Genomic DNA, 21459 nt, shown 5'->3' on the forward strand with positions numbered 1-21459 from the left:
TCCATGAAGCGCAAACTCATTTATCTTATTGGTTTGCTGGTGATTCTGGCCGGTGTGCTGGGACCAGCCCTGTACATGCATAAAGTTTTCAGTTCCCAGCAGCAATACCGGCAGGCTTATAGCAACCAGGTAACCGGCGGCCAGACAACTAACTACAGTGCGACCGAACAGGAAAATGCTCCTGCGCAGAGCCAGCCCGCCGCCGGTTCCGGTCAACCTTCTGCCGGAATAAGTACAACCCGGCCCTCCGGCGAATCGATACCAAGTCCGTCACCTGCGGCCAAAGAAAAAGCCGGGGCGGCGGGCGGCGGCCAGAGCAAGCAGTCTACCGCTACTTCCCGGCAGAGTATGGCTTCTGGCGGGCCGGATGAAAGTGCTTCTTCTGGCGAGCCGGCTAAAAATTCTTCTGCTGCGCCGGAGAGGGAAGCCGGATGCAGGGTCTGGGTGGCCGTCATCGGGAAAAATGATGAGTTCCTTTTCAGACCGGCGCAGGTTACTGTTGAAACGGACAACAGGTGGGGGGTCACCGCCCTGGGTGCCCTGGATGCCACCGGTCTTCCCTACGCCATGAAACCGGCCTGGCCCGATTTTGTGGATTCCATAGGTGGCCAGGCCTGCAGCGGCATGGCCGGGTGGATGTATTTGGTAAACGGCGAAGTGCCCATGCACATGGCCAGCAAGCACCCGGTAAAAACGGGGGACAAAGTAATCTGGTGGTACAGCAGGAGCATGGACCAGCCACCTCCCCGGTGGGAAGACCTGGTGAGCAAAAAGTAAAGGGGTGCCGGGATGTTTGACAGGCTTTTTTACCGGGAAAAGGGGCTTTTCCTGCAGAGCTTTCACCCGGCCACGGTTCTGGTTTATCTTCTGGTGCTCCTCATCCTGAGCCTGATCTATGATCATCCCCTTTATCTGCTGGCGCTCTTTCTCCTGCTTGCCCTCCTGATCAGGGAAGTGGACGGCCTGGATGCCTGGGAGGGATTTTTAAAAGCAGGGGTCTTTTTAATGCTGGTGGTGATGATGGTCAACCCCCTGGTGATCCGGGCCGGTAAAACCATCATCTGGCACGGTCCTGCAGTTCCCTTTCTGGGGAAGCTGGACATATCCATGGAGGCAGTCTATTTCGGCGCCGCTTCCAGCCTGAGGCTTCTGGTCATCATCAGCATTTTTTGCCTTTATAACCTGATGATCAACCCGGATAAGATTTTGAATCTTTTTTCCAGAGTGGCCGGTAAATCAGTCCTGGTGATGTCCCTGGCCACGCGGCTGTTTCCCACCATGGTCAGGGACCTGCAGAGGATCAGGGAAGTGCAGCAGCTGCGGGGCGTCGACTTTGACACGGGCAACCTGTGGCAGCGGGCAAAGAAATACTCCGGTTTATATAACGTGCTGCTTTTATCCTCCCTGGAAGGGGCGATGGAGATTGCCGAGTCCATGCAGGCCAGGGCCTTTGGCAGCGGCAGGCGTTCCGTGTACAGCCGGAATATCCTCAGGCCCCGGGATCTCTTCTGTCTCGGCGGTAGCCTGCTGGCCCTCTCGGCGGCAGTATGGGGGTTGCGTTACGGCTACGGCCGGTACACCTTTTACCCGGAGGCGGACTTTCTTATTAAAGACGGCGCGACTCTGGCGGTCCTTTTCATTGTGTTATTTTACCTGTCAGTACCGCTTATCCTGAGCAAGGGGTGGAAGCATTGCCGCTTTTTAAAGTCGAAAATCTGACCTATTACTATCCCGGAACGGAAAAACCCGCCCTGAAAAATATCAGCCTGGAAATCCGGGAAGGAGAGTTTCTCCTTGTTACGGGCGGTTCCGGTTCGGGCAAGTCCACCCTGGCCAGGGTGCTGGCGGGCCTGATCCCCGACTTTTACGGGGGGCGTATCGGGGGCAAGGTTTTCTTCAAGGGTAGAGAGATCCGGACGCTGGACCGCCGCAAACTGGCCCGGGAAGTGGGCATGGTCTTTCAGGATCCGGAAAAGCAAATTGTACAGAGCTGTGTGGAGGCGGAAATAGCCTTTGGCCTGGAAAACCTGGGGCTACCTCCGGAGGAAATGTCGCGCCGGGTTGCCGAAGTGGTCAGTTTCATGAATCTATCCCCGGTTCAGGAGGCCTTTACAGCCAATCTCTCCGGCGGCCAGAAACAGAAGCTGGCGCTGGCTTCCGTGCTGGCCATGCAGCCCCGTGTGCTTATTCTTGACGAACCTACCTCTCAACTGGACCCCGTCTCGGCGGAAGAAATCCTGAATGTGGTGAAAAGGCTTAATGAAGAAATGGGCTTTACGGTGATCATGGTTGAGCAGAGGCTGGAAAGATGTTTTCATTTAGCAGACCGGGTGCTGCTCATGGCCGGGGGCGAAATTATCTGCCACGGTAGTGCCGCCGAGGGAGCCCGGGAAGCAGTCAGAAAGGGACTTCCTTTTGTGCCGCCTGTGGCCAGGTTTTTTGCCTGCCTCAACTCGCCGGTTGTACCCGTTACGGTAAAGGAAGGTCGGGAACTCTTAAAGTCTTACCTAAAAGGAAATATAGCCGTTACGAAACCAGATGTTCCCCGCCGTAACCATAATTCTAATATAAAAGAGCATGAGAAAAATAGCATTATCAGCTTGAAAAATGTATGGTTTGGTTATCCGGGCGGTCAAGAGGTTTTAAAAAATATCAGTCTTGATATAAAAGAAGGGGAATTTGTAGCCATCCTGGGAGAAAACGGCGCCGGTAAATCGACCCTGCTCAAGATCATGGTGGGTTTGCTCAGGCCGGGCCGGGGCAGGGTTTATGTGCAGGGAAAAGAGGTGGGCCGGAATGGTTTTAAAGAGATCAGAAAGTTTACCGCCTACTTATCCCAGAACCCTAACGACTATCTCTTCCAGGAGACGGTGGAAGATGAGCTGCTTTTCACCATGCGTAATTTCGGCTTAAAAGACCGGGGGCAGGTGGAGGAAATCCTGCACAGACTGCAACTGGAGCCCTACCGCCGGCGAAATCCACGGGAGCTGAGCAGCGGGGAAAGGCAGAGGGTGGCTTTAGCTTCCGTTCTGGTTACCGACCCCGGTTTGATCATTTTAGATGAACCCACCAGGGGGGTTGATTTGGGTTTAAAGTCGGAACTGGGACATTTTCTGCAAGAGGAGGCCGCAAAGGGCAAAACGGTAATCGTGGTGACCCACGATGTGGAGTTTGCGGCCGAGTTTGCCGGAAGAGTGGTGATGATATTTGCGGGAAGGATTGTCGCCGACGGGGAAAAGCACGCGGTGTTGGGAAGATCTGTATTTTATTCTCCGCAGATCAGCAAGTTGTGCCGGGGCATTTGCGATGGAGTGCTCACCTTTGCCGAAGCGCAGGAACAGCTTGGGCCGCTTCTGGCCGCTAAACCGGCCGTCTTAATCAAAAGTACGGGAGAGAAGGCCATATGGGGACGAGCTGGGGGCTGTACACCACATTGACCGGCATTCTTGCCGTTTTATTGCTTTTGTCCGCCATGGAGAAAAAAGGAGCGCTGGACTCCCGGCAGGTATCGGTTATTGCCGTGCTGGCCGCCCTCTGTGCGGCCGGCCGGGCGGTGACGGGAGTGGGTCTTTTATTTCTGCAGCCCACCATGTTTCTGGTGGAGATAACGGGATTTGTCTATGGTGCGCGGGTCGGCTTCTTTGCCGGGGCTATGACCCCTTTGATTTCCAACTTCTTTATGGGGCAGGGATCCTGGACGCCCTGGCAGATGCTCTGCTGGGGGCTGGTGGGTGTTTCCGGAGCGGTGGTCAAAGCCCTGTTCCCACAGGCGGGAAACAAAACCCTGACCGCAGTCTGTTTCCTCTGGGGCTACCTTTACGGGGCTATCATGGATGTCTGGCAGTGGACCGTATTTATGCGCCCCCTGACCTGGCAGACCTATTTTCTCACCTGGGCGGCGGGTTTTAGCTTCGACTCCCTGCGGGCTGCCGGCAATCTTTTCTTCTGTGCCGCCCTGGGGCACCAGACCTTGAAGATTCTGCAATATTTCCATAAGAAGATGGACATACAATATCTGGAAAGGTGATAAGGAAAGGTGATGAAAAAACAAAAGAAGAGGAGGACTCTTAAAGAGTAGTTGCCGGTATCTGGGATATTGATAAGGAGGGTAGAATGCTTTGTTAATGAGAAGGCCGTTTTTGTTTTTCCTGCTCTTACTGCCCTTTTGCCTGGCCGCCGCAGGATTAATTTTTCCCGGGCAGGTAGAAGCAGCTCCCGGGCAGGCTCCGGCGGTAGAGTGGTCCTGTACTCCAGACAAAGGAGAGGCCCGCTGTGTGGTCCAGACAGGGGACGCAGGATATGTTTGTACCGGCTGGATCAAGTCCGGGGAAGAAGGTTCTGATGTTTTCCTTGCCCGTTATGATCGTAAGGGAAACAGGCTGTGGCAAAAAACATACAGGGGCAATGGTTATAGCTGCGGTTACTGTGTACAGGAAGTCCGCGGCGGCGGTTTTATCATTGTTGGAGATACGAAATCCAGAAACGGCTATGACCACGATGTTTATGTGGTGCGGACGGATGAAAAGGGCGAGCCCTTGTGGGAACGGAACTTCGGCGGCCGGTATTGTGACTATGCCTGGTCCGTGCAGCAGACAAAAGACGGTGGCTTCATCCTGGCCGGGGGTACGGAGTCCTTTGGCGCGGGCATATATGACGTCTACCTGATCAAGCTGGATTCTTCCGGCCAGAAGCTCTGGGAAAAAACATACGGCGGTAAGGGTTCCGATTGCGGTTATGCCGTGCTGGAAATGGATGACGGCGGTTATCTTGTAGCCGGTAATGCTGAATCCTTTGGTAACGGAAATCCCGATGTATACCTGCTGCGAACGGACAGAAATGGACGGCTGATCTGGCAGAAAACATACGGTGGCAGGGGGTCGGATTACGGCTGGTCCCTGGCTCCCTCCACAGGTGGTGGCTATGTGATTGCCGGCGAGAAGGAGATCACCAGCGGGCAGGGCGGGATTCTGGTACCTTATCTGGTCGGGGTTGACCCTGATGGAAATTTGCTCTGGGAGAAAACTTACGGGGGCCAGAGCGCCGGTTCAGCTTATGCCGTCCGCAAGACCGGGGATGGCGGGTATATCCTGGCGGGTAAAAAAGAATCCGCCGGGGGCGGCTATGATACCTGGGTGGTGAAAACAGACAAAAACGGCGATCCTGTCTGGGAGAAGACCATCGCCGGCGCCGGATGCAACAGCGGCTACAGCATCCTGCAGTCAACAGACGGCGGGTATGTTGTGGGCGGGAGAAAGGGGATGGAAAAAGGCGCCGGGAGTGAGATTTTGTTGCTGAAATTAGAGGGGACCGGAACATTGAATACTCCATTATTGCTGTTTACCGGTGCTGGGGCCGCCATTGCCGGCCTGGCTTTGATTTTTACCCTGAAAAGGAAGGGAGCAAAATTGGGGATAAAAAATTTGCAGGGGCAGCAGGAACTTTAAAACTGATGGCGAATAACTTTCATGGAAATGTTAATGGGAAACATTAAAGGGCGGCAGAAGCCGCCTGGCTTTAGAAATCGTCGGGCACTGAGTTGTTAGCCGAATTTAAGACGAATTTAAGACTTAGATTACAGGCAACCATGAAGGTGCTGTTTTCCTCCAGGGAGGAGGGCAGGCTTTCATGGTTTTCTTATTTTTGCCTGCCCGGGGCAGGCAGTGCGGCATCAGCCGCAATTGACTTGGGGGGTTCCGAGCTAAACCTTGGCGTTAGCTTTAACCCTGTGCCTGTTTGCCGGACGGGATCCCCGGTAAACAGGTCTGGCCCCTTCCTGAAGGGTATACAGTGGCCTGGTCAACCCTGTATGCCCACCTCCTTTCGTCCTGGCATGTGGGGAGCGGTCACCCCCACATGCCGCCCATTTCTTTTTTAAGCCGGAGGAACAAAAAGTTATGCGTATTGCGGTAATTGACGGACAGGGCGGGGGTATCGGGCGGGTTATTGTGGAAAAGTTACGCAAGGTCCTGCCCGGGGATGAGGTGGAAATCATTGCCCTGGGTACCAACGCCATGGCGGCGGCTCTGATGCTCAAGGCCGGAGCCAATGATGCAGCCAGCGGTGAAAATGCCGTTATTTATAATGCGGATAAGGTGGACATTATTGTGGGAACCATTTCCTTATTGATGCCCCACAGCATGCTGGGGGAATTTACCCCCGCCATGGCCGAAGCGGTGGCTAAAAGCCCGGCGAGAAAAATTCTTTTACACCTGAATCGCTCCAATGTAGAGATAGTGGGGGTGGTTGCCGAGCCGCTGCCCCATTTAATTGATTTTCTGGTAGAACGGGTGAAGACTATAATGGCCGCCAGGTGCGCGGGACAGGGTTAAAGCCGCTGTTTATCTTCACATGGGGGGTCCATTAATGTCGGTTTTTCAGCGGGTAACATACCCCTTTACGGCCATTGTCGGCCAGGAAAAAATGAAAAAAGGGTTGATCTTGAATGCAATTAACCCCCGCCTGGGGGGAATCATCATCCGCGGGGAAAAGGGTACGGCCAAGTCCACCGCCGTGCGGGCACTGGCTGCCCTGTTGCCGGAGATTGAAGTGGTGGTAGGATGTCCCTTTAACTGCGATCCCAATGACCTTGCTTGCCTTTGTCCCGGGTGTAGAGAACGGTTGGCGGCCGGCCAGAAGCTGGAAAAAACCAGTCGCCGGGTGCAGGTCATTGATCTGCCTGTTTCGGCCACCGAGGACCGGGTGGTGGGCAGCCTGGACTTTGAATACGCCATCAAGCACGGCCGGCCCCGTTTCGAGCCCGGGGTGCTTGCCCGGGCCAACCGGGGAATCATCTACGTAGATGAGGTCAACCTGCTGGATGATCATATTGTGGATGTTTTACTGGATGCGGCGGCTATGGGCGTGAATGTGGTGGAAAGGGAAGGCATCTCATACACCCACCCGGCGGAGTTTGTCCTGGTGGGCACCATGAACCCGGAGGAGGGAGAACTGCGGCCCCAGCTGCTGGACCGTTTCGGCCTTTGTGTGCAAATTGAGGGGGTGGACGACCCGGAGCAACGGGTGGAAATCATCCGCCGCCGGGAGGCCTTTGATGCGGATCCAATGGGTTTTCTGGCCTGCTGGGCGCCTGAAGAACAAAGGTTAAGGGAGAAAATCATTGCCGCCCGTGCTATGCTCCCCCGGGTTACCATCCCGGAGAATCTGTTACACCTGGCTGCCCGTTTGAGCATGGAAGCCCTGGCGGCCGGGCACCGGGCCGATATTGTCATGGCCGCTGCTGCCCGGACTATTGCCGCCTTCGACGGCCGGATAGAGGTAACCGAAAATGACATCCTGGAAGCGGCAGAGCTGGTTCTCCTACACCGGGCGAGGGAAGCTCCTCCGCCGCCTCCGGAGCAGCCGGAACCGCCTCAAGAGGAACCGGAACCGCCGCAAGAGGAAGATCATCAGGAACAAAACCCGGAACAAAGCGAAGAGGCCCCGGCCGGGGAACCTTTTGAAGATAGCCGGCTGGCAGAACAACAGGAATCGCGGGACCAGGAGTCGTCCACACAGGATGAGCCGGATCAGGCTTCCGCTCCTCCCGCAGCTGCGCAGGATGTGGTCTTTGCCGTGGGGCAGCCCTTTCCGGTCCGGCGCATTACTTATGACCGGGACCGTCTGTTGCGCAAAGGCTCCGGGCGCCGTTCCCGCACCAGGACAGCCACCCGGGCCGGGCGATATGTGCGCAGTACCATGCAGCGCAAAAACAACGATCTGGCCTTTGACGCCACCATAAGGGCGGCGGCCCCCTATCAGGTTTATCGAGAAAAGAATGGCCTGGCTGTGGCGCTTACACCGGCAGACATCCGGGAAAAAGTGCGGGAAAAGCGCATCGGGAACTTTTTGCTTTTCGTCGTCGATGCAAGCGGCTCCATGGGGGCGCAGCAGCGTATGGTGGAAACCAAGGGTGCGATTCTCTCCCTTTTGATGGATGCCTATCAGAAGCGGGATAAAATCGGTCTGGTGGCCTTTAAGGGGGATACGGCAGAAGTTTTGCTGCCGCCCACCGGTAGCGTGGAGATGGGTTATAAGCTGCTGGAAGAACTGCCCACCGGCGGGAAGACCCCGCTTTCCGCCGGGCTGTACAGGGCTTATGAAGTAGCCAGGGCCCACCTGTACAAGGACCCGAACATATCGCCTCTTTTGATTCTTATCTCCGATGGGCGGGCGAATGTCAGCATGGGGCAGGATAAGCCTTTGGCTGAGGTCCGCCGGGTAGCAGAGATAATCCGGGAAGAAGAGCGAATTAAAACTTTAGTCATCGATGTAGAAAAAGATGGTTTTATTACCTTTGGCCTGGCCCGGGAGCTGGCTTTTGCCCTGGGGGCGGAATATTACAAAATAGACGATTTAAAGGCCGATATCCTGGTTCAGGCAGTGCGGGAAATAATTTAAGAATTCTAAAATACAGGAGATGGGAAGATGAAATATATCTACCCTTTTTCAGCCATTGTCGGGCAGGAGGAAATGAAAAAAGGCTTGTTGTTAAATGCTGTCAACCCCAAACTATCTGGTATTCTCATCCGGGGTGAAAAGGGCACCGCCAAATCCACCGCCGTACGGGCTCTGGCGGCATTATTACCGGAGATTGATGTGGTTGCCGACTGCCCCTTTAGCTGTGACCCCGATGATATCACCACCATGTGTATGGACTGCCGGCAACGCCTTGCCGCGGGCGAGGAACTGCCCCGGGCCAGGCGAAAAATGCGGGTGGTGGACCTGCCCGTATCAGCCACTGAAGACCGGGTGGTGGGGACGCTGGACATTGAGCAGGCCATCAAAAAGGGAGAAAAGCACTTCGAACCGGGTGTTCTGGCCCAGGCCAACCGGGGTATTCTTTATGTGGATGAGGTAAACCTTTTAGACGATCACGTGGTCGATGTGTTGCTGGATTCCGCAGCTATGGGAGTAAACACTGTGGAGCGGGAAGGGGTTTCCTTCACCCACCCGGCACAATTTATTCTGGTGGGCACCATGAATCCGGAGGAAGGTGAACTGCGGCCCCAGTTGCTGGACCGTTTCGGCCTTTGTGTACATATCACCGGTATTATGGACCCGGAGCTGCGGGTGGAGGTAATCAGGCGCCGGGCTGCTTTTGAAGAAGATCCCGAAGGGTTTTCCAGGCAGTGGGAGGGGGAAGAGGAAAAGTTACGCCGGCAAATCGTGGCGGCTAAAAAACTGCTGCCGGAAGTAGAAATCCCGGAGGAAATGCTTTATCTGATCGCAAAGATAGCCATTGAAATGGGTGTGGACGGCCACCGGGCCGACCTGGTGATGATGAAGGCGGCCAAAACCATGGCCGCCCTGGCCGGCCGGACGGAGGTTACCCGCGATGATGTGCACAGTTCGGTGAACCTGGCCCTGCTCCACCGCATGCGTCGCAAGCCATTCCAGGAAATGGATATCGACCGGGAGAAACTGCAGGTGATCATGGGTGGACAAAAAGCCCGCCATTTTCACGATCATCACCACGGCCACAGCCACCGGTAATATGACGGCGTGGGCAGGGAGGGTGCACCGGTTTTTACGCGCAGTGATATTGAGCCGGAGGTTTACAGAGTGATTGAGCTTCGCCAGTTGACCAAACATTACGGAAACATTATCGCTGTAGCCGGCCTGGACCTGCATATTAAGAAAGGGGAGATCTTTGCCCTGCTCGGTCCCAACGGTGCCGGTAAGACTACCACTATAAGGATGTTGACCATGCTCACCAAACCTACCGGCGGCACGGCTTTAATCAATGGCTATGACGTTATGCGGGATCTGGACAGGGTTAAAAAGGAAATCGGCGTGGTGCCCCAGCATATGAACCTGGACCAGGAGTTGACCGCCCGGGAAAATCTGGAACTGCACGGGCGCCTGCACAGGATTCCTGCTTCCCGCCGGCAGGAGAGAATCGAGGAACTCCTGGACTACGTGGAACTCCGGGAGCGGGCAGGGGATCTGGTGAACAAATTTTCCGGCGGCATGAAACGCCGGTTGATGATTGCCCGGGCATTGATGCACAACCCAAAAGTTCTTTTCTTAGACGAACCTACCGTGGGTCTGGACCCCCAGACCCGCCGCAAGATCTGGGACTTAATCCGGCGTATGAACAATGAAGGCATGACTGTCCTTTTAACCACCCATTACATTGAAGAAGCAGAAGTTCTCTGCCACCGTGTGGGCATTATGGATAAAGGCCTGTTGATTGCCCTGGGGACACCCCGGGAATTAAAGCAAAAGGTAGGAGAAGTGGTGGTGGAATCTTTTGGAGGTAAGGATACCGGTTATAAACTTTTTCCCAGCCGTGATAGGGCCCTGGCCTATGCCGGCCAGCTGGATGGAAATGTTTTAATCCGGGAAGCCAACCTGGAAGATGTTTTCGTCGAGCTAACCGGGCGTAAGGTGGGTGATTGAGATCGATTTCTACACCGTATTCTGGCGGGAAATGGTGGTTTTCAGGCGCACCTTTGTTAAATTCTTTGCTTCCCGGCTGGTCAGCCCCCTTTTATATCTGGTGGCCTTTGGCTGGGGGCTGGGCCGGGGGATTCAAATGAATGGGGGCAACTATCTGGAATTTGTAGTGCCCGGGATTATCGCCCTTTCGGCCATGAATACCAGTTTTAACGCCGTGGGCGTTTCCCTGAATATGAGCCGCCTGTACCACAAAACCTTAGAGGAATACCTGATTGCTCCCATCGGCGCCGGTGCTTTTGTGCTGGGCAAAGTGCTGGCGGGCACCGTGCGCGGGCTGGTTGCTTCTCTGATCATTCTGGCCCTGGCTTTTGTGTTTGGAGCCCACCTTGCTATAAATGGGTGGTTTTTCCTGGTGGTCATCCTCACCTGTTTTCTCTTTGCCGCCCTGGGAGTGGTGGCGGCCATGACCATCAACTCCCACGAGGATATGGCCAACTTTGCTACTTTTGTTATTTTGCCCATGTCCTTTTTATGCGGTACTTTCTTTTCCCCCGACCGCCTGCCCGGGGCTGTAGCGTACATAATAGAGGTGCTGCCCTTAACCCACGCCAGCCATGCCTTACGTGCCCTGGCCCGCGGGGACGGGCTTCTGCCCGTATCCCTGGCAGTGCTGGTGGGGTACGCGGTGGTCTTATTTGTTGCTGGCGTAATGGTGGTGAAGAGGGTCAGATAGCCTTACCCTGCGAAAAAAATACCTTAAAAAATACATTTGAGCAGAAAAGTGAAGAGAGGAAATTTGCATTTTATGTTGAATAACCCTGGCAGAGAAGAAGGCGACTGAAGTCGCCACAGGGAAAATTAATTAAATAAAACTAACTGCTCTTGAAAACTTAAAATTTTAAGCAATAAGCCACGAAGGCGGAACTTTCCTTTACGAAGGAGGGTTATTGTCTTCGTGGCTTTTTATTTTATGGACAGGGGGTGGTTTCATGAAAAAAATTGCCGCCGTGATGTGGCACAGCCACACCACCACTATGCGGCGGGCCGCAGAGCTGGTCAGGGACGAGCTGGAGGTTAAGGTTTACTCGGCCCGCTTTTTAGATGAGGGTAAGGAAGATCTCACTGAAGCCCTCGAGGACATGGCCCGGGCCGACCTGATTTTCCTTTACCGTTCAGCGGCAGAAATTGTCTGGGATGAACTGGAAAAGACGGTAAAACGACTGGCCAGGCCCGTGGTTTGCGTGGCCCATGATCCGGCTTTGTGGGTCCTTTCAACAGTGGGGCCGGATGTGGTTTCCAAATGCTACACATATATAGTTCAGGGCGGCAAAGAAAACTTTGCCCACATGCTCCGGTATCTGGCTGTCGAAGTTCTGGGTGAACGGCTGGAGTACAGCGAGCCGCTTACCTTCCCCTGGGAGGGTATTTACCACCCGGCCGCTTCTGGTTGTTTTGCTACGGTGGAAGATTACCTGTCCTGGTACGAGACATACCTCAGTCAAGCCGGTTGGCCCCAATCATTGGTCGCTTCCGCTCCCACCGTGGGCCTGCTCTTTGCCCGCAACAACTGGGTAAACGGCAACCTGGCTGTAGAGGACCTATTAATTCGTTTGATGGAAGAAAAAGGATTAAAGGTAATTCCTGCTTTTTGCTATTCCCTGAAAGATGCCGAATTGGGCACCAGGGGTTCCGGAGAAGTGGTCAGGGAGTATTTCTTCGACTCCGGGGGACGGCCCCGGATCAACGCTTTGGTTAAACTGCTCTCCTTCTTTTTGGAAGCCCGCACCCGAACCGATGACTTCCTGCGCGAGGATGTGGCCTCTTCAGGAGTGACCCTCTTACAGCGGCTGGGCGTGCCCGTCTTCCAGCCGGTAACCTCCTTTTACCGCACGGTGGAGGAATGGGCAGAAGATCCCCAGGGTTTAAACCGGGACATTGCCTGGTGTGTAGCTCTACCCGAGTTTGAAGGGGTCATCGAGCCGATTTTCATTGCCGGAGCCAGGCGTGAAGGAGAGCTGGAAATCCGCGTGCCGGTGGAAGAGCGCTGCCGGCACCTGGTAGAAAGAGTGGCCAGGTGGGTTGAACTGGCGCAAAAGCCGGTGCAGGAGCGAAAAGTGGCGTTTATCCTGCACAACAACCCATGTGCCTCGGTGGAAGCCACGGTGGGCGGTGGAGCCAACCTGGACACCCTGGAGAGCGTGGCCAGGATTTTGCGCCGTATGAAGGAAACGGGTTATTCCGTGGAAGTTCCTGCCAGCGGCAAAGAGTTAATTGACGCCATTATGAACCGGAAGGCCATCTCGGAATTCCGCTGGACTACCACTGATGAAATTATCAGCAAGGGCGGGGCGTTAAAGCTCATGCCCGTGGAAGAATACCGGCAATGGTATGATCATTTATCTCTGCGGGTGAAGGAACGGCTTACTGAAGCCTGGGGTGCCCCGCCTGGAGAAGCCAAAAACGGCGTACCCGCGGCCATGGTCCACGAAGGGAAAATCGTCATTACCGGAGTTCAATATGGCAACGCTGTGGTATGCGTGCAGCCGAAGCGGGGCTGTGCCGGTGCCCGCTGCGACGGGCAGGTCTGTAAAATCCTGCACGACCCGGACATCCCGCCGCCGCACCAGTACCTGGCCACCTACCGCTACCTGGAGCGGGACTTTGGCGTGGATGTGATCGTTCATGTAGGCACCCACGGCAACCTGGAATTTCTGCCCGGCAAGGGCGTGGGACTCTCCGGCGAGTGTTACCCGGATTTAGCCATCGGATCCCTCCCTCACCTTTACATCTACAACGCGGATAACCCGCCGGAGGGCACCATTGCCAAAAGGAGGAGCTATGCCACCCTGGTGGACCACATGCAGACGGTGATGACCGGGGGTGGTCTCTACGACGAGCTGGCCGGGCTGGAGCGCTACCTGGAGGAATACGAAAAAGCCAGGGTGGCCGACCCGGCCCGGGCCCATACTCTGGAGCATTTAATTATTGAAGAAATCAAAAAGACCAACCTGGACAAGCAGATTCCCGTGGAAGGCGGCCATGACAATTTTTCCGTCATTGCCGAAAAAGCCCATGCCGTGCTTTCCACCATCCGCAATACGCAGATCCAGGACGGGCAGCACATCTTCGGCGAGATACCGGAAGGAGAGCGGCGGGTGGAATTCATCAACTCCATCCTGCGCTTTGACGCCGGGGAAAAGGTCTCTTTGCGCCGGGCCGTGGCCGGCCTCATGAATCTGGATCTGGCCGGGCTTTTGGCCGACCAGGGAAGGTTCTCGACTCGTTACGGCAAGTCCTATGGTGCTCTCCTGGAAGAAATTGATGCTGCGGCTAAAGCCTTTATTGGCCGGTTCTTAAAGGGACAGGAAGTGGATCCGGGTTTTGCTCAAGAGGTCCTGGGGGATAAGTTTCTCTGCCCCGAGGCTTTGCCGGAAGTAAACGCCCTTTTACCACGGGTGCTGGATTTGAACGAGCGTATTGAGGCTTCAGAGGAGATCGAATCGCTGCTGGCCGGTTTTGAGGGGAGATACATTCCGGCCGGTCCCTCGGGGCTGATCACCCGCGGCAGGGACGATATACTGCCTACTGGCCGCAACTTCTATTCCCTGGATCCCCACCGGGTGCCCACCCGGGCGGCCTGGGAAGTGGGAAGGCGCCTGGCGGAAAAAATTCTGGAAAAACACCTGGCTGATGAAGGCCGCTATCCGGAAAACATTGCCCTTTACTGGATGTGCAACGACATCATGTGGGCCGACGGCGAAGGCCTGGGGCAGATGTTCTACCTTTTGGGCGTGCGTCCCCGGTGGCTGCCCAACGGTCGGGTGGCGGGTATCGAAGTAATCCCGCTGGAAGAACTGGGACGCCCCCGCATTGACCTGACCGTGCGGGTATCCGGCATTACCCGGGACAACTTCCCCAACTGCGTGGAGCTTTTAGATGAGGCCATTCAGACCGTGGCCGCCCTGGACGAGCCGCCGGAGCAGAACTACGTCCGCAAGCACACCCTGGCCCGGCTGGACGGGCAGAACGACCCGCAGGCCTGGCGGGACGCCACTTTACGCATCTTTGCCTCGAAGCCCGGCACCTACATGGCCGGGGTAAACCTGGCCGTTTACGCCTCGGCCTGGAAAGAAGAGAAGGACCTGGCCGATATCTTTATCTACTGGAATGGCTACGCCTACGGCAAGGGCGTCTTTGGCCAGGAGGCCTTCCGCCAGTTGCAGGCCAGCCTGAAGACGGTGGATGTAACCTACAACAAGGTGGTTACCGACGAGTACGACCTCTTTGGTTGCTGCTGCTACTTCGGCACCCACGGCGGGATGACTGCCGCCGCCCGGGTGGCCTCCGGCAAAGAGGTGAGGACCTACTACGGCGATACCAGGGAACCGGAGCATGTGGAAGTACGCACCCTGGCCGATGAGATCCGGCGGGTGGTCCGGACGAAGCTTTTGAACCCGAAGTGGATCGAGGGGCAGAAGCGGCACGGTTATAAAGGCGCCGGGGACATTTCCAAACGTATTGGCCGGGTCTACGGCTGGGAAGCCACCACGCAGGAAGTGGACGACTGGATCTTCGACGACATCACCAGGACCTTTATCCTGGACGAAGAAAACCGCCGTTTCTTTGAAGAACACAACCCCTGGGCGCTGGAAGAAATCGCCCGCCGGTTGCTGGAGGCCCACCAGCGGGGCCTGTGGAATGCCGATCCCGAAGTGCTGGAAGGATTGAAAGAACACTACCTGGAGATCGAAGGCTGGCTGGAGGAGCGAATGGGCGACATCAAGGGCGACTTCCAGGGCGGCGCCATCGACATCCTCACCGCCGAGGAGGTGGCCGACTGGGGAGCCAAGATGCGGGAAATCAAGGCTAAGCTGGGGAGTTAGTTTTGCTTTCGGGGGGGAAAGGGTAGCCAATGATTTGGGGGAAGAAGTGGTTGCCTGCAACGGTAGCGGTACTGCTGGTGGTAGCTATTCTGGGCAGTGGCTGTACTTCCAGCCAGGGCGGGTCTTCCAGGCAAGAGGTGACCGTTAAAGAGCAGCTGATTAACCCTGATGGGCAAATTGAGGAACGCGAAGTTACAGTTCCCTGCCCGCCCGGGCGGGTGGTGGTTCTGGGTGCTTATCCGGCGGAGATAGTAAAGGCTCTGGGAGTAGAAAAAGCGGTGATCGCGGTTGATGAATCCACCAAAAAGAATGGGTGGCCGGAATATGTTCTGGGAGTTGAAGATGCAGGAAGTTCTTTTACCCCCAGCGTGGAAAAGATTATCGCACTCAAGCCGGACCTGGTCATCGAAGCTTTTCTGAAATCCCCTCAAAGGGATCAGCTTCTAAATGCCGGAATTCCCGTCCTGAAAATTTATGGCTACAAAACAGAAATTTTAACCAGGGAAATTCGGACGCTGGGCCTGGTTTTTAACTGTCAGGAACGGGCCAATGCCTTTGCAGCTTACATTGAGAAGCAGTGGCGGACAGTCCGGGAACGGACAGAAGAACTGGGCTCCGGGCAAAAGCCAAAGGTATACTGGGAGTATTCTTACGGTGACTGGAAAACAGGTGGTCCTGGTTCAGGATTGCAGCCGCTAATTGAGTGGGCCGGCGGGATCAATATTGCTGCCGAACTGGGAGTGGCTAACCCCGTGGTCAATCCGGAATGGGTGGCAGCTAAGAATCCGGACGTGATTATTAAATATGTCGGGCGTGAACTCTCCGGCTGGACAGTAAAGGATACTGAAAAACTGGAGGAACTCCGCCGTCAGCTCATGTCCCGCCCGGGCCTTAAAAATACGAACGCTGTAAAGCATGGCCGGGTCTACCTGATTTCGGATCTCATTACCTGTGCGCCCCGCGGGGCGGCGGGCGAATACTACGTCGCCAAGTGGCTGCATCCGGAGCTCTTTAAAGATATAGACCCGGAGGCGGTGCACCGGGAGATGCTCAAGAAGTTCTACGGGGAGGAGCTTAAAGGCGTATGGGTTTACCCGTCGAAGTAGGTGGCCCCGGTCCGGGGGCAGATATAAGTGCTATTAAAACGGCATATTCCCGCCACATCGGCCGGAAAATCCTCCTGGTCGGTGTTTTGCTCGGCTTAACCGGTGCTACTGCCCTGGTGGCTACCGCGGTGGGAGCTGCCGGGATAAGTGTGGCGGACGTCTGGCGGGTAATTCTTTCCCATCTGGGTGTGCCGGTAACCCTGGAAAGTGATCTGGCCGAGACGGTGGTCTGGGAGATCCGCCTCCCCCGCATTCTGCTGGCCACCATCACCGGGATGAGCCTGGCCGGGGCCGGAGCGGTGATGCAGGGGGTGCTGCGCAACCCCCTGGTCTCGCCCTACACGATGGGGCTTTCCAGCGGCGCGGCCTTTGGGGCGGCCCTGGCCATCGTGCTGGGGACGGGCCTGGTGGGCGGGAACTATCTTGACGTATCGCGCTGGCTCATCGTTACCAACGCCTTCATCTTCGGGGGGTTGACCACACTCCTGGCTTTCTCCCTGGCCCGGTTCAAGGGCATGGCGCCCGAAACGCTGGTTCTGGGCGGGGTGGCCGTGGGCTATCTCTTCCAGGCAGGGGTATCGCTTTTAAAATACATTTCCAATAACGATGCCTTAAAGGAACTCGTCGTCTGGCTGATGGGCGGCTTCTGGGGGGCGGACTGGCAGACTGTGATGCTGCTTACTCCGGTGGTGCTGTTCTGTATGGCCGGACTGCTCCTGTACGCCTGGGATCTCAACGTCCTGGGGGCCGGGGAGGAGGTGGCGGCAAGCTTGGGGATAAATGTAGGGCGCCTGAGGGTTTATACCCTGACTCTGGCTACCCTTGCTGCTGCGGCTACGGTGGCCTTCACCGGCATCATCGGGTTTGTCTGCCTGGTGGGGCCGCACATCTGCCGGATGCTTGTGGGCAGCGACAACCGGTTTTTGATCCCCTGCTCCTGCCTGATGGGAGCGGTGCTCCTGCTTCTGGCCGATACCCTGGCGCGGACCATCATTGCGCCGACGGAAATTCCGGTAGGGATTATCACCGCCCTGATGGGCTCTCCCTTTTTCATCTACCTCCTAATCAAGAAAAAGCGGCAGTGGTGGGGGTGAGAAGTAGAGGTGGGAAGTTAGAAGTTACACGTTAAAGTTTTAAGTTTTAAAAAATGTGAGGGAAGTTGTGAGCGTAGTTTTTTTCCGGGGCTGATAAGGAGGGTCTTTGATGCTAAAGAGCAAGAAAGTGGTGCTTCTCTGGTTCTTGATGGCGTTTATTTTTGCCTTACTGGGTGGGAAAGGTATTTTGTCGGCGGAGGCGTCGGCGATCGCCATCACAATTGATGGCGAGAGGCTTTCCTGCGATGCGCCGCCAGTGACCGAACAGGGTCGCACGCTGGTGCCTCTCCGGGCCATCTTTGAAGCCCTTGGGGCCCGGGTTGAGTGGGACGATAGAACCCGCACCGTTACCGGGATAAAGGGCGGCACCACCATTAAGCTGGTTATCGACCAGAGGACGGCCTACGTGAACGGCAAGCCCGTTACGCTCGATGTGCCGGGTAAGATACTGAGCGGGCGGACAATGGTCCCCCTGCGCTTTATCGGCGAGTCGTTGGGCGCCAAAGTGGACTGGAACGAGACGAAACGCACAGTGATTATTGTTACCGGTAGCGGTAGTGCCGGTAGCGGGAGCGCTCCTGCGCCGCCAAAGCGGATTACCATCAAGGACTCCCACGGCCGCACGGTCCGCGTTCCCTGCCCGCCGCAGCGGGTCGTCTCGGTGAACTCCGACGTCACCGAGCTCATCTATGCCCTCGGGGAGGAGAAAAGAATTGTTGGCGTCGCGGACACCGCCGACTTTCCGCCCGTGGTAAAACGTAAAGTGAAGGTGGGTAAGGCATTCACTCCGAGCGTGGAGAAGATCCTGGCGCTGAAACCAGATGTGGTCTTCGGCTACGGCGGATTCTTGAAGCCGGAAATTATTGCCCAGATTGAGCGGGCGGGCATACCCGTGGTGCTTCTCGACTGTTACAATATCGATACCATGGCACAGGACATCCGCACCCTGGGGACTATCCTCAACCGCCAGAAGGAGGCGGCAGCGTACCTTGCCTACTTCGAGAAGTACCAGAAGCTTTTTAAGGAACGGACGAAGAACATCCCGCTTAACAAGCGGCCGCGGGTCTACCTCGAGGGCTATACGGACTATTCCGCCGCGGCCCCCGGCTCCGGCGGCGCCCAGATGCTGGACTGCGTTGGGGGGAGGAACATCTGCGCGGCGCTGCGGCAGCCCTACCCGAAGGTGAACGCGGAGTGGGTGGTGGCCCAGAACCCGCAGGTAATCATTAAAGCGTGCAGTACCAGCGTTCCCAGCGGTTACGGGGAGAATGCGGACGCGATGAAAATGAAGCACGCCGAAATGATGCGCCGCCCTGGCTGGAACAAAATTACCGCCGTACAGCAGGGGAAAGTTTATATGCTTTCCAGCGAGATTTATACCGGTCCGCGGGCGATCGTCGGCCTGGCCTACTTCGCCAAATGGATTTACCCGGAGCTCTTCCGGGATGTCGACCCGGAGGCGATCCACAAAGAGATGCTCAAAAAGTTTCACGGCATAGAGCTTAAAGGGGCTTATGCTTATCCGGCCAAATAAAGGTTTTAAGGGAGGTTGGATGACAGCCATGCTGCGCAAAATTCTGGTGTTGATTTGCGTATCCTGCTTTTTGCTGACTGCGGCCGGGCCGGCAGCGGCCTATACAACAGCTAAAGTCCAGGAAACTCCTACCGTCAGTGCCGATAGCACGGTGGCCCTGGGCACGTTACTGCTCAAAGAAGAGTACGCAAACTCCATTAAAACTGGAGATTGGGTTACCATCAGCCTGCCTTCCTTTGTGGAACTGCAGCAATTGCGCTTGTATTTCCCTGGCGGCTCATCCTACTGGCCGTCGGTGACCGATGCCACTTATCCTGTTGATTATACGGTGTACAGGATAGGAGATGAGATCCCTCTGGGTAGCAGTGGCGTTACCCTGTGGAAAGAAGGATTGAGCACTTTTAGCCTTAAGGTTGCGAAAATAAACAGAAAATCTGCAACATCTACTTTCCGCTGCTACATCTACTTCGACCAGGTTTATATCAAGGCCCTGCCGCCTGAGGAATCCGGGAAGATAAATGTAACCATTGACGCTCCTCCGAGCAGCGGGTTCAGTTCCGGGACGGTAACGGTGGCCAATGTCTCCATTGGTGGAAGTACGGCTACGGCTGCTTCGCCGGAAAGCTTGACCGATCTGGGGGGGGAAGTGGCTAATATTACCCTTAAGGAGAATGTCCCCGGGGCTCTTAAAATGAACGGTACCGACTTCAGAAAACAGGATACGGTAAAATTTGTCCTTTCCCCTGGTTTTACCTGGCAAACCGTGGTTCTGCTTCCCAGCTGGGGGTGGCAGTCAGGTGATATTGATTATGCCATTGGTGAGGATGCCAGTGGCAGGAGTGTTCTGTATTTACAAATCAAAAAAGAAACCACGAAGGATACCGGGGTGGGACGGGTGGTTATTTCGGGAACAGTTTCCGTGGACGAAAGCATAGCCCGGCCCGGTAATGTACAGGTAAGCTACGAGGGCAACAATCCGGGTGTTGATCCGGCTCTGCTTACAGTAGCTGAATACAGCACTGCAGGAGCAGCCGTCAACGGCAAAACTGCCACCGATGTTGTTGCCGGCCACAGCAACCAGCGGATAGGAGAGTTTACCGTGACTGAGGGGATGGCCGGTGATCTGGCCAGGGGTCGTACCATCACCCTAACATTACCTGAAGGAGTTAAATGGAACACTTATCCCACAGTAAAAAGGGAAGCCGGAAATGGCGAACTGAGCGGTCCCATACCGGTGGGCGATGACAGACAAACAGTCAAATTTACCGTGATCAGGTCAGGTACTGAGAAAACCGCTTTTTGCTTCAAATATGCCACGGTTGACCTGGCTCTGGATGCTCCCGAGCAGGTGGATATCACCGTGGGCGGCTCTGCCGGGGCCAGGGGTACTGTAACTGTAGCCTATGTGCAGCCTCCGGTTGCGGTGGTTGCAGAAAAGACCACGGTACGCATTGGTGTTCCCAACCAGCCCGGCGGCAAGCTGACGATTACCGAAAATATGCCTGGTGCTGTGCGGGCCAGGGACGCCAGCGGTGCCACGGCATTCCTCAGGCTTGAGCTACCTGAAGGCGTTACTTTCGCTCAAAAACCGGTGGTGGAAGTGAACACCGGAGATCTGGTTTTAGACAAAACTAATATCAGACTCGAACAGGGCGACCGGGTGCTGGTGATTCCTGTCAAGACATCCAGTGTCAGTCCTGTTAGTAAACCGATTGAGGAATCTGCTGCGCAGTCTGAAGGTTCCCCCACCGGTGAAGCAGAAGAAAAGTCCGCCAGCAGTACAGAAGGGGGAGTAACCGGTAGTGGTACTGAAACAAGTAGCGGTACAGAAACACAGGGTAGTACCATCACGGTCAGCGGTATAGTGTTAACCGTAGATAGAACAGTTCCGGAAGGCGCGGTCAATCTGAAAGTAAGCGGCAGTGCCTTAAGCGAGACTGAAAGGATTTTTTCCAGTACATTAAATGAACTGAAAGTACCTCTGGCCACATGTGACACCCCTGCCCCGGATCAGATTAGGGTGGCGGCTGTATTCACCATTGGCAGTAAAATGTATCAAGCCGGCGGCACGGAAAGGGAAATGGACGTGGAGCCTTACGTTAAGAACGGCCGCACCTATGCCCCGGTGAGATACCTTGCCCTGGCTGCCGGTCTGAGTGACGAAAACATCCTGTGGGACGGTGCAAATCAAACCGTAACCCTGCTGGGCGGCAAGCGGGTGGTTCAGTTCAGGGTGGGGCAAAAGTCCTATCTCCTCCAGGGTGTGCCCATCTCTATGGATGTGGCGCCGGAAATAGTCAACGGGCGGACAATGCTACCCTACCGCTTTGTAGCCCAGGCGCTGGGGCTGCAGGCAGAGTGGAATGCATCTGCCCGGCAGGTGATTATCCGTTAATTAAGGTAGTACCGGGGGTGCTCCGTAAACCAGCGTACCCCCGGTA

15 protein-coding genes are annotated in these 21459 nt (G+C 55.7%); all 15 read left to right on the plus strand.

Annotated features, from left to right (window positions below; genetic code table 11):
- The first annotated feature begins 3 nt into the window (after positions 1 to 3).
- The 15 genes from BR83_RS0108365 to BR83_RS0108440 all read left to right on the plus strand — a co-directional run bounded on the left by BR83_RS0108365 (position 4) and on the right by BR83_RS0108440 (position 21413).
- The gene (locus BR83_RS0108365; protein ID WP_027356711.1) at positions 4 to 777 is read left to right on the plus strand and encodes a DUF4430 domain-containing protein; all 774 of its coding nucleotides are present in this window, start codon (positions 4 to 6) and stop codon (positions 775 to 777) included.
- 12 nt (positions 778 to 789) lie between these two features.
- Positions 790 to 1719 (plus strand): energy-coupling factor transporter transmembrane component T, encoded by a 930-nt coding sequence (locus BR83_RS0108370; RefSeq protein WP_027356712.1) that lies wholly within the window; start codon positions 790 to 792, stop codon positions 1717 to 1719.
- A complete protein-coding gene (locus BR83_RS0108375; RefSeq protein WP_242839650.1) occupies positions 1683 to 3437 on the plus strand; it encodes an ABC transporter ATP-binding protein in 1755 nt (584 codons plus the stop codon). Before BR83_RS0108370 ends, BR83_RS0108375 begins: the two co-directional genes overlap by 37 nt.
- The gene (locus BR83_RS15420) at positions 3404 to 4027 is read left to right on the plus strand and encodes an ECF transporter S component (RefSeq protein WP_084327119.1); all 624 of its coding nucleotides are present in this window, start codon (positions 3404 to 3406) and stop codon (positions 4025 to 4027) included. The genes BR83_RS0108375 and BR83_RS15420 overlap by 34 nt, the downstream gene beginning before the upstream one ends.
- Before the next feature lie 112 nt (positions 4028 to 4139).
- A complete protein-coding gene (locus tag BR83_RS15425; protein WP_162164755.1) occupies positions 4140 to 5444 on the plus strand; it encodes an outer membrane protein assembly factor BamB family protein in 1305 nt (434 codons plus the stop codon).
- A 450-nt stretch (positions 5445 to 5894) separates the two neighbouring features.
- Positions 5895 to 6329 (plus strand): DUF3842 family protein, encoded by a 435-nt coding sequence (locus BR83_RS0108395; RefSeq protein ID WP_027356714.1) that lies wholly within the window; start codon positions 5895 to 5897, stop codon positions 6327 to 6329.
- Between the two features lie 34 nt (positions 6330 to 6363).
- The gene (locus tag BR83_RS0108400; RefSeq protein ID WP_027356715.1) at positions 6364 to 8397 is read left to right on the plus strand and encodes a putative cobaltochelatase; all 2034 of its coding nucleotides are present in this window, start codon (positions 6364 to 6366) and stop codon (positions 8395 to 8397) included.
- Positions 8398 to 8424: 27 nt separating this feature from the next.
- Entirely contained in the window at positions 8425 to 9492 is a 1068-nt protein-coding gene (locus BR83_RS15430; RefSeq protein ID WP_034634787.1) for an ATP-binding protein, read from the plus strand.
- A 69-nt stretch (positions 9493 to 9561) separates the two neighbouring features.
- The gene (locus BR83_RS0108410; RefSeq protein ID WP_027356716.1) at positions 9562 to 10401 is read left to right on the plus strand and encodes a daunorubicin resistance protein DrrA family ABC transporter ATP-binding protein; all 840 of its coding nucleotides are present in this window, start codon (positions 9562 to 9564) and stop codon (positions 10399 to 10401) included.
- The gene (locus BR83_RS0108415; RefSeq protein WP_084327121.1) at positions 10394 to 11134 is read left to right on the plus strand and encodes an ABC transporter permease; all 741 of its coding nucleotides are present in this window, start codon (positions 10394 to 10396) and stop codon (positions 11132 to 11134) included. The genes BR83_RS0108410 and BR83_RS0108415 overlap by 8 nt, the downstream gene beginning before the upstream one ends.
- 256 nt (positions 11135 to 11390) lie before the next feature.
- Positions 11391 to 15284, plus strand: coding sequence for a cobaltochelatase subunit CobN (gene cobN, locus BR83_RS0108420; protein ID WP_027356718.1), 3894 nt, complete (start codon positions 11391 to 11393; stop codon positions 15282 to 15284).
- Between the two features lie 29 nt (positions 15285 to 15313).
- Complete coding sequence (locus BR83_RS15435; protein WP_084327123.1) at positions 15314 to 16390, plus strand: ABC transporter substrate-binding protein; 1077 nt, start codon at positions 15314 to 15316, stop codon at positions 16388 to 16390.
- Positions 16369 to 17484, plus strand: a complete 1116-nt coding sequence (locus tag BR83_RS0108430) for a FecCD family ABC transporter permease (protein ID WP_027356719.1) — start codon at positions 16369 to 16371, stop codon at positions 17482 to 17484. Before BR83_RS15435 ends, BR83_RS0108430 begins: the two co-directional genes overlap by 22 nt.
- A 109-nt stretch (positions 17485 to 17593) precedes the next feature.
- The gene (locus BR83_RS0108435) at positions 17594 to 19018 is read left to right on the plus strand and encodes a stalk domain-containing protein (RefSeq protein ID WP_027356720.1); all 1425 of its coding nucleotides are present in this window, start codon (positions 17594 to 17596) and stop codon (positions 19016 to 19018) included.
- A 28-nt stretch (positions 19019 to 19046) separates the two neighbouring features.
- Positions 19047 to 21413, plus strand: a complete 2367-nt coding sequence (locus BR83_RS0108440; RefSeq protein WP_027356721.1) for a copper amine oxidase N-terminal domain-containing protein — start codon at positions 19047 to 19049, stop codon at positions 21411 to 21413.
- Positions 21414 to 21459: the final 46 nt, after the last annotated feature.

The organism is Desulfofundulus thermocisternus DSM 10259 (assembly GCF_000686645.1).
Classification (GTDB): Bacteria; Bacillota; Desulfotomaculia; order Desulfotomaculales; family Desulfovirgulaceae; genus Desulfofundulus; species Desulfofundulus australicus.

Excerpts from the sequence above, each read along its gene's own strand:
- BR83_RS0108365 (WP_027356711.1), top strand. The coding sequence starts at position 4 with ATGAAGCGCAAACTCATTTATCTTATTGGTTTGCTGGTGATTCTGGCC.
- BR83_RS0108370 (WP_027356712.1), top strand. The coding sequence starts at position 790 with ATGTTTGACAGGCTTTTTTACCGGGAAAAGGGGCTTTTCCTGCAGAGC.
- BR83_RS15420 (WP_084327119.1), top strand. The coding sequence starts at position 3,404 with ATGGGGACGAGCTGGGGGCTGTACACCACATTGACCGGCATTCTTGCC.
- BR83_RS0108395 (WP_027356714.1), top strand. The coding sequence starts at position 5,895 with ATGCGTATTGCGGTAATTGACGGACAGGGCGGGGGTATCGGGCGGGTT.
- BR83_RS0108400 (WP_027356715.1), top strand. The coding sequence starts at position 6,364 with ATGTCGGTTTTTCAGCGGGTAACATACCCCTTTACGGCCATTGTCGGC.
- BR83_RS15430 (WP_034634787.1), top strand. The coding sequence starts at position 8,425 with ATGAAATATATCTACCCTTTTTCAGCCATTGTCGGGCAGGAGGAAATG.
- cobN (WP_027356718.1), top strand. The coding sequence starts at position 11,391 with ATGAAAAAAATTGCCGCCGTGATGTGGCACAGCCACACCACCACTATG.
- BR83_RS15435 (WP_084327123.1), top strand. The coding sequence starts at position 15,314 with ATGATTTGGGGGAAGAAGTGGTTGCCTGCAACGGTAGCGGTACTGCTG.
- BR83_RS0108430 (WP_027356719.1), top strand. The coding sequence starts at position 16,369 with ATGGGTTTACCCGTCGAAGTAGGTGGCCCCGGTCCGGGGGCAGATATA.
- BR83_RS0108435 (WP_027356720.1), top strand. The coding sequence starts at position 17,594 with ATGCTAAAGAGCAAGAAAGTGGTGCTTCTCTGGTTCTTGATGGCGTTT.
- BR83_RS0108440 (WP_027356721.1), top strand. The coding sequence starts at position 19,047 with ATGCTGCGCAAAATTCTGGTGTTGATTTGCGTATCCTGCTTTTTGCTG.